The sequence below is a fragment of the Streptococcus mitis genome (assembly GCF_905187535.1).
GTDB lineage: Bacteria > Bacillota > Bacilli > Lactobacillales > Streptococcaceae > Streptococcus > Streptococcus mitis_BS.
Genome location: NZ_CAJJIE010000047.1, coordinates 13,644 through 28,531 on the forward strand (window position 1 = coordinate 13,644; position 14,888 = coordinate 28,531).

6 protein-coding genes are annotated in these 14,888 nt (G+C 42.5%); 4 read left to right on the forward strand and 2 right to left on the reverse strand.

Features of this window, described 5'->3' with window-relative positions; all coding sequences use genetic code 11:
- Position 1 precedes the first annotated feature (1 nt).
- Positions 2–724: an amino acid ABC transporter permease gene (locus tag JQ841_RS05000; protein ID WP_203180304.1), complete on the forward strand. Its 723-nt coding sequence runs from the start codon at positions 2–4 to the stop codon at positions 722–724.
- 9 nt (positions 725–733) lie between these two features.
- Complete coding sequence (locus tag JQ841_RS05005; RefSeq protein WP_203180305.1) at positions 734–1,498, forward strand: amino acid ABC transporter ATP-binding protein; 765 nt, start codon at positions 734–736, stop codon at positions 1,496–1,498.
- A gap of 75 nt (positions 1,499–1,573) precedes the next feature.
- Here the strand turns inward: JQ841_RS05005 and JQ841_RS05010 are convergent, their stop codons facing one another.
- The gene (locus JQ841_RS05010) at positions 1,574–5,467 is read right to left on the reverse strand and encodes a pullulanase (RefSeq protein ID WP_203180306.1); all 3,894 of its coding nucleotides are present in this window, start codon (positions 5,465–5,467) and stop codon (positions 1,574–1,576) included.
- A gap of 106 nt (positions 5,468–5,573) precedes the next feature.
- Positions 5,574–7,058, reverse strand: a complete 1,485-nt coding sequence (locus tag JQ841_RS05015) for an AcpB/EbpR/MafR family transcriptional regulator (RefSeq protein WP_203180382.1) — start codon at positions 7,056–7,058, stop codon at positions 5,574–5,576.
- A gap of 482 nt (positions 7,059–7,540) precedes the next feature.
- Here JQ841_RS05015 and rpoB point away from each other — a divergent pair, with 482 nt between their 5' ends.
- Entirely contained in the window at positions 7,541–11,146 is a 3,606-nt protein-coding gene (gene rpoB / locus JQ841_RS05020) for a DNA-directed RNA polymerase subunit beta (protein ID WP_203180307.1), read from the forward strand.
- 38 nt (positions 11,147–11,184) lie between these two features.
- Positions 11,185–14,862 carry a DNA-directed RNA polymerase subunit beta' gene (rpoC, locus tag JQ841_RS05025; RefSeq protein WP_203180308.1) on the forward strand — a complete coding sequence of 1,226 codons (3,678 nt, stop codon included), beginning with the start codon at positions 11,185–11,187 and terminating at the stop codon, positions 14,860–14,862.
- The last annotated feature ends 26 nt before the right edge of the window (positions 14,863–14,888 follow it).

A 14,888-nucleotide genomic window follows, 5' to 3' on the forward strand; every position in this document is an offset into this window, starting at 1 on the left:
TATGGATTTAGACTATATTGCAAAAACCTTTTTAGAGACCTTAAAAGGGGTACCGACTACCTTGATCATCATGATTGTTGCCATGGTATTAAGTTTTGTACCAGCCTTGTTTTTAGCGCTGGGCCAAATATATAAAGTGAAAGGTGTTCGAACATTCTCCCTCGTGTATCTAGCTTTTATAAGAGCGACACCTCCAATTTTACTGATTCTTTTCTTCTATAGTTTGTTTCCGAGTTTGCTCAATCAATTTCTTAAAAGCATAGGAAGTAATGTTGACATCTTTAAACTCAATCCTATCTATTATGCTTTTATTATCTATAGTTTGATGACAACAGGTAGTTTATCAGAAATCTTACGTTCGGCTATTTTGACTGTGAATAAGGGACAATTAGAAGCTGCACAAGCGATTGGTTTAAGCACTAGTCAAGCCTATGTGAGGATTGTTTTTCCACAGGCCTTGCGTTCAGCCCTGCCCAATTTGGCTAATTTAGTCATAAATATTGTAAAAGGGACCTCTTTGGTCTTTGTGATGACCATTAAGGATATTACAGCTATTGCCCGTGTTGAAGCATCTTATGGTTATCAGTATTTTGAATCATACTTTGTTATCTTTTTACAGTACATTCTTATTTGCGGATTGATTCAATGGGGCTTTTCACTCTTAGAGAAACGCTATATTCGAAGAGAGAAGGGACAAGTAGCGTCCACTACAGGTTTAGCATAGGAGGATACAATGTTACAAGTAGAACATGTTGCAAAAAAATTTGGAGACAGACAAGTCTTAGAAGATGTTAATCTCAAGGTCAACCAAGGGGATGTGGTTGTAATCTTGGGGCCATCTGGATCAGGTAAAACGACTTTTCTCAGATGTCTCAATCATTTAGAAAAGGCTGATAGTGGTTCTTTGAAGCTTGCTGACAAAGACTACGACCTTGGAAAATTGACTAAAAAAGACATTTTAGAAATTCGCCAAAAGACCGCTTTTGTTTTCCAACATTATAATTTATTTGCCAATAAAACAGCCTTGGAAAATATTTTAGAAGGCTTGGTGATTGCTCGGAAAATTCCTAAGGAAGAAGCAACCAAACGTGCGGAAGCTGCCTTAGAAAAAGTTGGTTTACTAGCTTATAAAGATTATTATCCTTCTCAGCTTTCTGGAGGCCAGCAACAACGAATCGGTATTGCCCGTGCAATCGCTGTGAAACCAGAGGTTATTCTGCTGGATGAGCCAACATCAGCCTTGGATCCAGAGTTGGTAGGGGATGTTTTGGATGTTTTAAAACAGTTAGCCAAAGAAGGGGTTACTATGGTAGTAGTGACTCATGAGATGGGCTTTGCCAGAGATGTGGCCAACCATGTCATTTTTATGGATGGCGGGAGAATTGTTGAAGAAAATAATGCCCATGAATTCTTTAGCCGTCCAAAAGAAGAACGAACCAAGCAATTTTTGGCACGAATCCTTTCGGACGCGACCTATAGTGTGGAATATATGATTTGATAGATAGGATTATCAGGGCAAAAATCAATCCCCCGAGCATTAATGCTCGGAGGATTTTTCTATAGGAGGGCTGGTTTAGTTCTCTTTTTTGTTTCTTAGTAAGAACCCGAGACCGAGAAGGGCAAGGAGGCTGATTCCTGCAAATAGGAGTTTGTTATCGTTTTGGGTTCCTGTATTTGGAAGTTCAGCTTGTTTAGCTGGGGTTGCAGGTATATTTTCCTTGCTAGGGTTTTCTACTGATTCATTTTGAACAGCTTCACTTACAGATGATGGTTGTGCTTCTTGCGCTGGTTGTGAAGTTTGTGTGGTTTGTGAATCAGTTGTAGCTTGGCTAGGTTTATCTTCTGCATCTGGTTTAGGAGAATCTGGTTTAGTAGAGTCAGGTCTAACTTGTGGAGCTGGATCTTGATGTTCAGGTTTGACCACTCGGTTTGAAATAGTACCTTGGCCATTATTTTGCCCTTGTTCTTGTTTTAAGCTGGAAAGGTCAAATTCTGGCTTTTCTTCCATAGCTGGGGCAACGATGGCACCGCCTTGAGAGATTCGAAGAACAGTAGCTGTAAGGGCATTTAATTTCAAGCCTTTTTCAGTCCATTCAAGTCCTTTCGGGTTGGCGATTCCTACTGGTCCTGCTTGGTTTTCATCTGCCAAAACTTCAGCATTTCTGAGGTGGGCAAAGGCTGTTCCCAAGTTAAATTCGCGAGCTTTTTCGTCCGCATTGACAAAGACTGCGTAGATATCCCCATTTGGAGCAGTGATTTGATAGCCAATCACTACATCCTCTTTTGCCACGCCATTTTGACCTGGGACAGTGATGAGGTGGACACGGTCTTTGATATCTTGGAGGCTCTTAAGTCGGAAGGCATCTGTAGATTGACGAAGGGCAATCAACCCTTTCATGTAGTTACGACTCTTGACATTTTCAGGATAGGCTTTTCCATCTGTAGCCTTAGTCCAGTCAAACTTGTTGACTGCATCACTAGAGTCGTAAGAGTCATGGATGAAGTAAGGATAGTCAAATGGATTGCCGTCCTTATCACGCAACAAGTGAGATTTGTTTGGTTGTTTGTCCTCTGCTACTGGAGTTCTGTAGGCTGGGTCACGGAATTGTTTGGTACGTCCATATTCCTGACCAGAGTGGATAAATGGAGTTCCTTGAGCTGTTAAGACCATGAGGTTTCCAAGTCGCAAACGACGATGAATTTCAGCATAGTTTTCAGCCTTGCTTGGATCTTTTTTGATAGACTGAGCGATGATGTCAAAGAGGGTCAAGTTATCATGGGCTGCGATATACTGAATCACATCTCCAGGGCTGTCTGCTTCAAAGTTGGTTGGTTGAGCAATCAGATTTTTGAAGATAGTGTTGATATCACGTTTTCCACCTGTGATAAAGGCAGGTTGACCTTCGTTTGGATAACCAGACTTGAGGTTGTTACGGATGTCATCTGAAAAGACAGCGACAGTATCGGTATGTTTCATCCAATCTTGGTCAGCAGCTTTAGTAGGCATATTTTCATCACCAGCATAGGTTCTCCAACCTTCACCCAGCATGATTAGGTTAGGATTGAGGGCGCGTGCAGCCTTGTAGGCTTCTTCGATAGAAGCTGCATCATGGTCTCCCATCATATCGAAGCGGAAGCCATCCACTTTGTAGGTATCAACTAGATATTTGATAGAGTCAACTAGGAGCCGTTTGGTCATATGGTGGGTTGTCCCTAAGCGTCCACCACCAAAGCTAGTTCGAGGTGTTCCATCAGCATCCATAAAGTGGTAGTAGTTTGGTTCTAAATCTTCAAAGATATCGACTTTGGCTGTATGGTTATAAACTACATCCAGAATAGCTCCCATGCCACGTTTGTGGATTTCGTTGATGAGGTTTTTAAATTCTGCAATTCGTTTTTCTGGATTCTTAGGATCGCTTGAGTACATACCAGTCAATGAGAAGTAGTTTTGAGGGTCATATCCCCAGTTGTAATTGCTGTTGCTTGAAGCATAGTCAGACAAGCGTTCATGATTTTTCAATTCATTGACAAAGTAGTAAGACAAGACTGGAAGGAGCTGGATGTGGGTTACACCCAAGTCTTTGAGGTAGTCTAGTTTTTCGATAAAGGCTTCAAAGGTACCAAATGGTTTGGTCAAGTCTTTTGCAATGGCAGGATCTGAGGTGAAGTCACGCACATGAGCTTCGTAGATAACGGCATCTTCACGAGTCTTGAAGTTGTGAATCTTACCATAAGTCAAGTCTTGAGGTCCGAGTTTAGCTGGATCTACAAAGGCGGCTTTAGCCACTTTATGGGCATCGTCAATCTTAGCATCGTCACTATTCCAAGCAGCGAGGGACTTAGCGTAAGGATCGAGTGCAAGAACCGTTTTACCCTGACGCTCGATTTGATATTGATAATAATATCCAGTGAAATCAGTGATTCCTAGTTTGTTTGTGCTATCTAGAGTTTGTTTCCAAGTTCCTCTTTCGCCTTTCTCAAGAGCGACAGTTCCAACTACTTTTTCAGGGTCATTCTTGTCGTAGACAACGACAGAAACCTTATCAGCACTTGGTGACCAAAGGGTCAAATCAACCTGTTTTCCTTCTTCTTTTAGGTCAGCTCCAAGTTTGCCATCATAGCTGTAAGTTTCGTCTTTCAGACGCCAGCTTGTTTTGGTAGTGAATTTGTCAGAGTTGTAGCTAACGGTATAAGGATGTTTTGTGTCAGAGAAATCTCCGCTGTAGGTCACTTTCTTGCCAGCTTCATCTATTGCAACATCGGTAATAGCTACTTTGTCTCCTAGGTGATTAGTGATGTTAGAGTGTTTTAGGATATCCTCTTTTTTAGCACCGACAAGTGTTGAAAAACTACTTTCAATGCTAGAAGTTCCTACGTGTTGGGCTCCTGTCATGCGGATATCGTGCACATAGTAGGGGTTGGTGTAGATGGTTTCGTCATCATCTTTTAGGAAAATTTGGCTATGGTTTTTCAAATCTGTGAACTTATAATCTTCTTTACGGATTTTCACGTCATCTCCTTGCTTGCTTCTGTCTAGTAATAAAAATCCAAGGTCTTTAGCTGCATCTTTGAGTGGAATATCGATATAGCGACCGTATTTTCCTGTGGCCGTAAAGTCTGTTCCGTTAGGCCATTGACCACTACTTGGCTCCTTCGCATCTCCCCAATACCAGAGAGATTTCTTGTCATAGTTGCCGTCCGTACGGTAGTAATTGACGCGAACGGTACCTGCAGGTTGTGGCTCGTAAGAGAACACCTTGTAATCTTGGTCTAACCAAGCCTCATTCATTTTTGGTGCCAGTTTCTCTACAGATTTATCACCGGTTAGATTTTTCCCAGCTGTATTATTGATGAGGAAGCTAATTTTCTTGACTTGTTCTCCCTTTAATTTGACATCTAGGTAGTAGCCGTAGTCATCTTTTTTGGCATCCTTAAAGGACAGGGCTCCGTTAGGCCAGTTTTCAGAAGGTTTTTCAACATCGTCCCAAGTCCATAGTCCTTGAGCATCCTTGTTTTCTTCAGGAAGCTTTTTGACATGGATACGGAAGTAGTTGTCTTCTATTGGCTCTTCTGCCTTAGTTTCAGTCGTTACTGGACTCGTAGAAGTAGTTGGCTCATTTGAACGATCTTGCCCGGTTTGTGGTGCTGAATCGGCTGGGCTTGCAACAGGAGTTGTTGGCTCTGTTGCAGGTTTTTCTTCTTTTTTCTCTAGGGAAGCGTTTGCATTTTCAGGTGAAGAAATATTACTTTTGTTCTTACCAGAGCTGTCAGTTGTACCAGTAGTTGGTTGAACAATAGTCTTCGAAGCTTCTGTACTAGTTGTAGTATTTTCGTTAGCTGAGATAGTTGGTGTAGCTATAGCAAGTAGGACAAGGCTTGCTCCAATAAGGACAGAACCAGTTCCATTCTTGAGGGAACGGATGCTGTAGACCATTTTTTTCTCAGTGTGAGATGGTGTTTTTCTCATAATCATTCTCCAATCAATAAATTTCTTTATCAGTATAGCACTTAGTAAAACAATATGCAAGCGTTTTCCTAAAATTAAAATAAAAGAAAAATCGCAACAGATTTTGTTACGATTTAACCAGTCTTTCTTTATGAATTTGAGAAGACAGAAGGTGGAGGTGGTAAAATAGTTCTGCTGTAGAGAAATTACGACTGTAGATAAGTGGTTTGGGAGAGTTGGTGACAGGAAAGGTAGTGATAACAATATCGTGCGGGATTTGATTGAGAATTGAGAAAGAAATCGTAGATTCTTCCCAAGAATCAAATAGATAAAGATTGTTGCCGTAGTGAGTTAGGGTATCGATTAGGCTTTGTGCATGATGGCTATCCAGATGACTAATAACCAAAACACGTATTTTGGGAAGTTTTTGAAGCAGTTGGACTAAAATCCGATGCCCTTGGATGGTGAAGGTGTAGATCATCTCTTGTAGCTTACTTGACTTACTGTTTAGCCCCATCTCAGTAAAATAAGATTGGAATTTATGTTGACTTACTTCAAATAGTTTTGGAAATTCTGCTTGATAATTGCTTAAAATCCGGGATTTCTGTCTGTCGAGAGACCGGTTACTGAGTAAATGAAAGAAATCAGATTGGGCAGTGTAGTGGAGGAGCCAAATCAATTCCTCGCGATTTTCAATCTGTAGGTGAAATTCTTTAGCTAACTCTTCTAAGATTTGACTCAATAAACGGTAGGATTTTTGAATATGATAAATATCACCCAGTGCTCCATTATTAGGATTGTTTGCAATTTGAAGAGATTTGGTTGAGTTTGAAAATAGCTGTTCCAGTGTTTCCTTTGTCGGTTCAAAATGGAGTTTTCTAGCCAGCTTTTTGATATCTTGTTCAAACTGTGGAATTTGCATGAGAGTGCTGTAGTGACTGGTTAAAAGGGGAGTAGTGTTTTCAATGAAGTGACTTTTATTAAACCGCTCTAGATTGATAGCTAGGGTATATTTGATTTGCCGTAAGCTACTGAGGTTGGGGGAAACTTGTTGGGCGTCCAAAAATAGCTGAATCAAGTGAGTGAGTGATTCTTCAGAAATAGAAGGGAAGGGCCAATCTAGAAAGTCGTAACTTTGGCTAAAGTAGTCTAGATAAAAGGCACGTATGTCCTCCTCGATTCCCTCCATGACTAAAGGGAAAAGTTGGATGCTAATGCCATAGTGTTGGGGAAGTTTAGTATTTAGATGCTGTATGATTTCCTGAACTCGTTCGCAATTCATTACAAGTTCTTGACACATTTGCTCGAGTGATTGTCCCTCATTGAAAAATAACTGGTTCAAAAAAGAATAGGTTTCAGATTGTTTAAAAATCGCAATCCTGGGATCCAAGGTGTTTTGGAAGTCAAACTGCAACTGAATGCCTTTTTTTCTTGATTGAAGCAGGAGGTTTGGAAATAATTGCTCAAGCTCAAAAAGGTGTTCTTGCAATTCTTCTATTGAAAAATTCAGTTTCTCAGCCAAGTCTGGAATTTCTATCCAATCATGGTGTTTGGTTAATTCTTCCAGTAAGAATAGCAAATCTTGTTCAGTCTTAGAAAGCAAGATGTTCATCATAAATCTCCCTATATATTTATACATATATATTAAAAGAAAACTCTAGTAAAGTCAAGAAAAATAGCCTAATATAAAATAGGAAAATCGTAATTTACTATATTTTTGTGAACTACTAAGCTGAAAATGAAATTTGCAAAGTGAAAGTTGAATTTAATTTTTTATAGGAAAAGATTTTGTCAAAAATTTGTTAATCCCCTTGAAAAATCTAGCTAAATAGGGTATAATATGAATAATCATTTGTCGTAGGTTTTGTCTGAAATATTGTCCAGACAAGGCTCACAGCAGTTAAATCTTCTGAAAAAGTCAGATTTAGCTGCTCTTTTTGTGCTTTTTTTCAGGATTTCAAGCACTTGTAACAAAGACTTAAAGATTCTGAAAATTTATCAAGAGGACACGGTGATAGGGGTTTTTAAAACCATATGACGATTAGAAAAGCCTGATTGACAAGGCTTGGAACTTATTTACAAAGGAGAATCATCTTGGCAGGACATGACGTTCAATACGGGAAACATCGTACCCGTCGTAGTTTTTCAAGAATCAAAGAAGTTCTTGACTTACCAAATTTGATTGAAATTCAAACTGATTCATTCAAAGATTTCCTAGACCATGGTCTTAAGGAAGTGTTTGAAGATGTATTGCCAATTTCAAACTTCACAGACACTATGGAGTTGGAATTTGTTGGATATGAAATCAAGGAACCAAAATACACGCTAGAAGAAGCTCGTATCCACGATGCTAGCTACTCAGCACCAATTTTTGTAACCTTCCGCTTGATCAATAAAGAAACAGGCGAAATCAAAACTCAAGAAGTTTTCTTTGGTGATTTCCCAATCATGACAGAAATGGGTACTTTCATCATCAATGGTGGTGAACGTATCATCGTATCTCAGTTGGTCCGCTCACCAGGTGTTTACTTTAACGACAAAGTTGATAAAAACGGTAAAGTGGGCTACGGTTCAACGGTTATCCCTAACCGTGGAGCTTGGTTGGAGCTTGAAAGCGACTCAAAAGATATTGCCTACACTCGTATCGACCGTACTCGTAAGATTCCATTTACGACCTTGGTTCGTGCGCTTGGTTTCTCAGGTGATGACGAAATCTTTGATATCTTTGGTGACAGCGAATTGGTTCGTAACACTGTTGAAAAAGATATCCACAAGAATCCAATGGACTCTCGTACAGACGAAGCCTTGAAAGAAATTTACGAACGCCTTCGTCCAGGTGAACCTAAGACTGCTGAAAGCTCACGTAGCTTGCTTGTAGCTCGTTTCTTTGATCCACGTCGCTATGACTTGGCGGCAGTTGGTCGTTACAAGATCAATAAAAAACTCAATGTCAAAACACGTTTGCTCAACCAAACCATTGCAGAGCCATTGGTAGATCCTGAAACTGGAGAAATCTTGGTAGAAGCTGGAACTGTTATGACTCGTAGCGTCATTGAAAGTATTGAAAGTCATTTGGATGGCGATTTGAACAAAATTGTCTATATTCCAAACGATGCGGCCGTAGTAACGGAGCCAGTTGTTCTTCAAAAATTCAAGGTTGTTGCGCCAACAGATTCAGACCGTGTTGTAACTATTATTGGTAATGCTAATCCAGATGACAAGGTTCGTATCGTCACTCCTGCAGATATCCTTGCTGAAATGAGCTACTTCCTCAATTTGGCTGAAGGACTTGGCCGTGTAGATGATATCGACCACCTTGGAAACCGTCGTATCCGTGCGGTTGGTGAATTGCTTGCCAACCAAGTACGCCTTGGACTTTCTCGCATGGAACGTAATGTCCGTGAACGTATGTCTGTTCAAGACAACGAAGTCTTGACACCACAACAAATTATCAATATCCGTCCTGTAACAGCTGCGGTTAAAGAATTCTTTGGTTCATCACAGTTGTCACAGTTCATGGACCAACACAACCCGCTTTCTGAGTTGTCTCACAAACGCCGTTTATCAGCCTTAGGACCTGGTGGTTTGACACGTGACCGAGCTGGATATGAAGTCCGTGACGTGCACTACACTCACTACGGCCGTATGTGTCCAATCGAGACACCTGAAGGACCTAACATCGGTTTGATCAATAACTTGTCATCCTACGGACACTTGAATAAGTATGGTTTTGTTCAAACACCATACCGTAAGGTTGACCGTGAAACAGGTGTTGTTACGAACGAAATCGTTTGGTTGACAGCCGATGAAGAAGATGAATTTACTGTAGCACAGGCTAATTCTCGTCTGAATGAAGATGGAACATTTGCTGAAAAAGTTGTCATGGGACGTCACCAAGGGGTCAACCAAGAGTATCCAGCTAATGTTGTTGACTACATGGACGTATCACCAAAACAGGTAGTTGCCGTTGCGACAGCATGTATTCCTTTCTTGGAAAACGATGACTCCAACCGTGCCCTCATGGGAGCCAACATGCAACGTCAGGCTGTGCCGTTGATTAATCCAAAAGCACCTTACGTTGGTACTGGTATGGAATACCAAGCAGCCCACGATTCAGGAGCTGCTGTGATTGCTCAGTATGACGGTAAAGTTACCTATGCAGATGCTGACAAGGTAGAAGTTCGTCGTGAAGATGGTTCATTGGACGTTTACCACATCCAAAAATTCCGTCGTTCAAACTCAGGTACTGCTTACAACCAACGCACTCTCGTAAAAGTTGGCGATGTCGTTGAAAAAGGCGATTTCATTGCTGACGGACCTTCTATGGAAAATGGAGAAATGGCGCTTGGACAAAACCCAATCGTTGCCTACATGACTTGGGAAGGTTACAACTTCGAGGATGCTGTTATCATGAGTGAACGCTTGGTTAAAGACGATGTCTACACATCTGTTCACCTTGAAGAATACGAATCAGAAACGCGCGATACAAAGCTTGGGCCTGAAGAAATCACTCGTGAAATTCCAAATGTTGGGGAAGACGCTCTTAAAGACCTTGACGAAATGGGTATTATCCGTATCGGTGCTGAGGTTAAAGAAGGCGATATCCTTGTAGGTAAAGTAACACCTAAGGGTGAGAAAGACCTTTCAGCTGAAGAACGTCTCTTGCACGCTATCTTCGGAGATAAATCTCGTGAAGTGCGTGATACTTCTCTTCGTGTACCACACGGTGCCGATGGTGTCGTTCGTGATGTTAAGATCTTTACACGTGCAAATGGAGATGAATTGCAATCAGGTGTTAATATGCTGGTTCGCGTCTACATCGCTCAAAAACGTAAGATCAAGGTCGGAGATAAGATGGCCGGACGTCACGGGAATAAAGGGGTTGTCTCTCGTATCGTTCCTGTAGAAGACATGCCTTACCTTCCAGATGGAACTCCAGTCGATATCATGTTGAACCCACTTGGGGTGCCATCACGTATGAATATCGGTCAGGTTATGGAGCTTCACCTTGGTATGGCTGCTCGTACTCTTGGTATTCACATCGCAACACCAGTCTTTGACGGAGCAAGTTCTGAAGACCTTTGGTCAACTGTTAAAGAAGCAGGTATGGATAGCGATGCCAAAACGATCCTTTACGATGGACGTACTGGGGAACCATTTGATAACCGTGTTTCTGTCGGAGTCATGTACATGATCAAACTCCACCACATGGTTGACGATAAATTGCACGCGCGTTCAGTCGGACCTTACTCAACTGTTACCCAACAACCACTCGGAGGTAAAGCTCAGTTTGGTGGACAACGTTTCGGTGAGATGGAGGTTTGGGCTCTTGAAGCTTACGGTGCGTCAAATGTCCTTCAAGAAATCTTGACTTACAAGTCTGACGATATCAACGGACGTTTGAAAGCTTATGAAGCTATTACAAAAGGAAAACCAATTCCAAAACCAGGTGTTCCAGAATCCTTCCGAGTTCTTGTCAAAGAATTGCAATCTCTTGGTCTTGATATGCGTGTCCTAGACGAAGATGACCAAGAAGTGGAACTTCGCGACTTGGATGAAGGAATGGACGAAGATGTCATCCACGTAGATGACCTTGAAAAAGCCCGCGAAAAAGCAGCACAAGAGGCTAAAGCAGCTTTTGAAGCTGAAGAAGCTGAGAAAGCAACAAAAGCGGAAGCAACAGAAGAAGCTGCTGAATAAGAATAAGCAGTTCACTTAGAATAGAAAGGGAAGAAATAGTGGTTGATGTAAATCGTTTTAAAAGTATGCAAATCACCCTAGCTTCTCCAAGTAAAGTCCGTTCATGGTCTTATGGAGAAGTCAAAAAACCTGAAACAATCAATTACCGTACCTTGAAACCAGAACGTGAAGGACTCTTTGATGAAGTTATCTTTGGTCCTACAAAAGACTGGGAATGTGCTTGTGGTAAGTACAAACGCATTCGTTACAGAGGGATTGTTTGTGACCGTTGTGGGGTTGAAGTAACGCGTACGAAAGTTCGCCGTGAGCGTATGGGACATATCGAATTGAAAGCTCCTGTATCTCACATCTGGTACTTCAAGGGGATTCCAAGTCGTATGGGCTTGACCCTTGATATGAGTCCTCGTGCCCTTGAGGAAGTTATCTACTTTGCAGCTTATGTGGTGATTGATCCTAAAGATACACCACTTGAGCATAAGTCTATCATGACAGAGCGCGAATACCGTGAGCGCTTGCGTGAGTATGGTTATGGATCATTCGTTGCTAAGATGGGTGCCGAAGCCATCCAAGACCTTTTGAAACAAGTAGATCTTGAAAAAGAAATCGCTGAACTCAAAGAAGAATTGAAAACAGCTACTGGACAAAAACGTGTTAAAGCCATCCGTCGTTTGGATGTTTTGGATGCCTTTTACAAGTCTGGAAACAAACCTGAATGGATGATTCTCAACATCCTTCCGGTTATTCCACCAGATCTTCGTCCAATGTTGCAGTTGGATGGTGGTCGTTTTGCCTCATCTGACCTGAATGACCTTTACCGCCGTGTTATCAACCGTAACAACCGTTTGGCTCGTTTGCTTGAGTTGAATGCACCAGGTATTATCGTTCAAAATGAGAAGCGTATGCTTCAAGAAGCAGTTGACGCTTTGATTGACAATGGTCGTCGTGGTCGTCCAATCACAGGACCAGGTAGCCGTCCATTGAAATCATTGAGCCACATGCTTAAAGGTAAACAAGGACGCTTCCGTCAAAACTTGCTCGGTAAACGTGTTGACTTCTCAGGACGTTCTGTTATCGCCGTTGGTCCAACGCTTAAGATGTACCAATGTGGTGTGCCACGTGAAATGGCGATCGAGCTCTTTAAACCATTCGTGATGCGTGAAATTGTTGCCCGTGATATCGTGCAAAACGTCAAAGCTGCTAAACGCTTGGTGGAACGCGGAGATGAGCGTATCTGGGATATCCTTGAAGAAGTGATTAAAGAACACCCAGTGCTTTTGAACCGCGCACCGACCCTTCACCGTTTGGGTATCCAAGCCTTCGAGCCAGTCTTGATTGATGGTAAGGCCCTTCGCTTGCACCCGCTTGTCTGTGAAGCCTACAATGCCGACTTTGACGGGGACCAAATGGCCATCCACGTACCGCTTTCAGAAGAAGCCCAAGCAGAAGCTCGTATCTTGATGCTAGCTGCTGAGCACATCTTGAACCCGAAAGATGGTAAACCAGTTGTTACTCCGTCTCAGGACATGGTTTTGGGTAACTACTACTTGACTATGGAAGAAGCTGGTCGTGAAGGTGAAGGAATGGTCTTCAAAGACCGTGACGAAGCGGTTATGGCTTACCGTAATGGTTATGTTCACCTCCACTCACGTGTTGGTATCGCAACAGACAGCCTCAACAAGCCTTGGACAGAAGAGCAAAAACATAAGGTCTTGCTTACAACAGTTGGTAAAATCCTCTTCAACGACATCATGCCAGAGGGTCTACCATACTTGCAAGAACCAAACAATGCCAACTTGACAGAAGGCGTTCCAGCTAAATACTTCTTGCCACTTGGTGGAGATATCAAGGAAGCTATCAGAAATCTTGAACTTAACCCTCCATTCAAGAAGAAAAACCTTGGGAATATCATCGCTGAAATCTTCAAACGTTTCCGTACGACAGAAACTTCTGCCCTACTTGACCGTATGAAGAACCTCGGTTACCACCACTCAACTCTTGCAGGATTGACAGTGGGTATTGCCGATATCCCAGTCGTTGATGACAAGGCTGAAATCATTGAAGAATCACATAAACGTGTAGAACAAATCACAAAACAATTCCGTCGTGGTATGATTACAGACGACGAGCGTTACAATGCCGTTACAGCTGAATGGCGTGCTGCCCGTGAAAAACTAGAGAAACGCTTGATTGCCAACCAAGATCCTAAGAACCCAATCGTTATGATGATGGATTCTGGAGCCCGTGGTAATATCTCAAACTTCTCACAGCTTGCCGGTATGCGTGGTCTGATGGCAGCTCCGAACGGACGTATCATGGAATTGCCAATCCTTTCAAACTTCCGCGAAGGTTTGTCAGTACTCGAAATGTTCTTCTCAACTCACGGTGCCCGTAAAGGTATGACCGATACGGCCCTTAAGACAGCCGACTCAGGTTACTTGACTCGTCGTTTGGTTGATGTTGCCCAAGACGTTATCATCCGTGAGGACGACTGTGGAACTGACCGTGGTCTTTTGATCCGCTCTATCGCAGAAGGAAAAGAAATGATCGAGTCACTCGAAGAGCGTCTCAACGGTCGTTACACTAAGAAAACTGTTAAACACCCAGAAACTGGTGCAGTGATTATCGGTCCAAACGAGCTGATTACAGAAGACAAGGCGCGTGAAATTGTTAATGCTGGTGTGGAAGAAGTGACTATCCGTTCCGTATTTACATGTAACACTCGTCACGGTGTCTGCCGTCACTGTTACGGTATCAACTTGGCGACTGGTGATGCGGTTGAAGTTGGTGAAGCAGTTGGAACAATCGCTGCCCAATCTATCGGGGAACCTGGTACACAGCTTACAATGCGTACCTTCCACACGGGTGGGGTTGCCTCAAATACCGATATCACTCAGGGTCTTCCTCGTGTCCAAGAAATCTTTGAAGCCCGCAATCCTAAAGGGGAAGCGGTTATCACAGAGGTTAAAGGACAAGTTACTGCTATCGAAGAAGATGCATCAACTCGTACTAAGAAAGTCTTTGTTAAGGGTGAAACTGGCGAAGGTGAGTACGTCGTTCCATTTACAGCTCGTATGCGTGTTGAGGTTGGAGACCAAGTAGCGCGTGGTGCTGCTTTGACAGAAGGTTCTATCCAACCAAAACGTCTCCTTGCAGTTCGTGATGTCTTGTCAGTTGAAACGTACCTTCTCGGTGAAGTACAAAAAGTTTACCGTAGCCAAGGGGTAGAAATCGGTGACAAACACATCGAGGTAATGGTTCGTCAAATGATCCGTAAAGTCCGTGTCATGGATCCAGGTGACACAGATCTTCTCATGGGTACCCTCATGGATATCAATGACTTTACAGATGCTAACAAAGATGTCCTTATCTCAGGTGGAGTTCCAGCGACAGGTCGCCCAGTCCTTATGGGAATTACCAAAGCCTCACTTGAAACAAATAGTTTCTTGTCAGCGGCTTCCTTCCAGGAAACAACTCGTGTCCTTACAGATGCAGCTATCCGTGGTAAGAAAGACCATCTCCTTGGACTTAAAGAAAATGTTATCATCGGTAAGATCATCCCAGCTGGTACTGGTATGGCCCGTTACCGTAACCTTGAACCACAAGCTATCAACGAAGAAGAATACCTTAATCCTCCAGTAGAGGAAGAAGGAAATGAAGAAACAACAGAAGTAGTTGTGGATACTGCCGTTGAAACTGTGGAAGAAACAGTAGAATAAAAGAGAATGAGAGAGCCTTCGGGTTC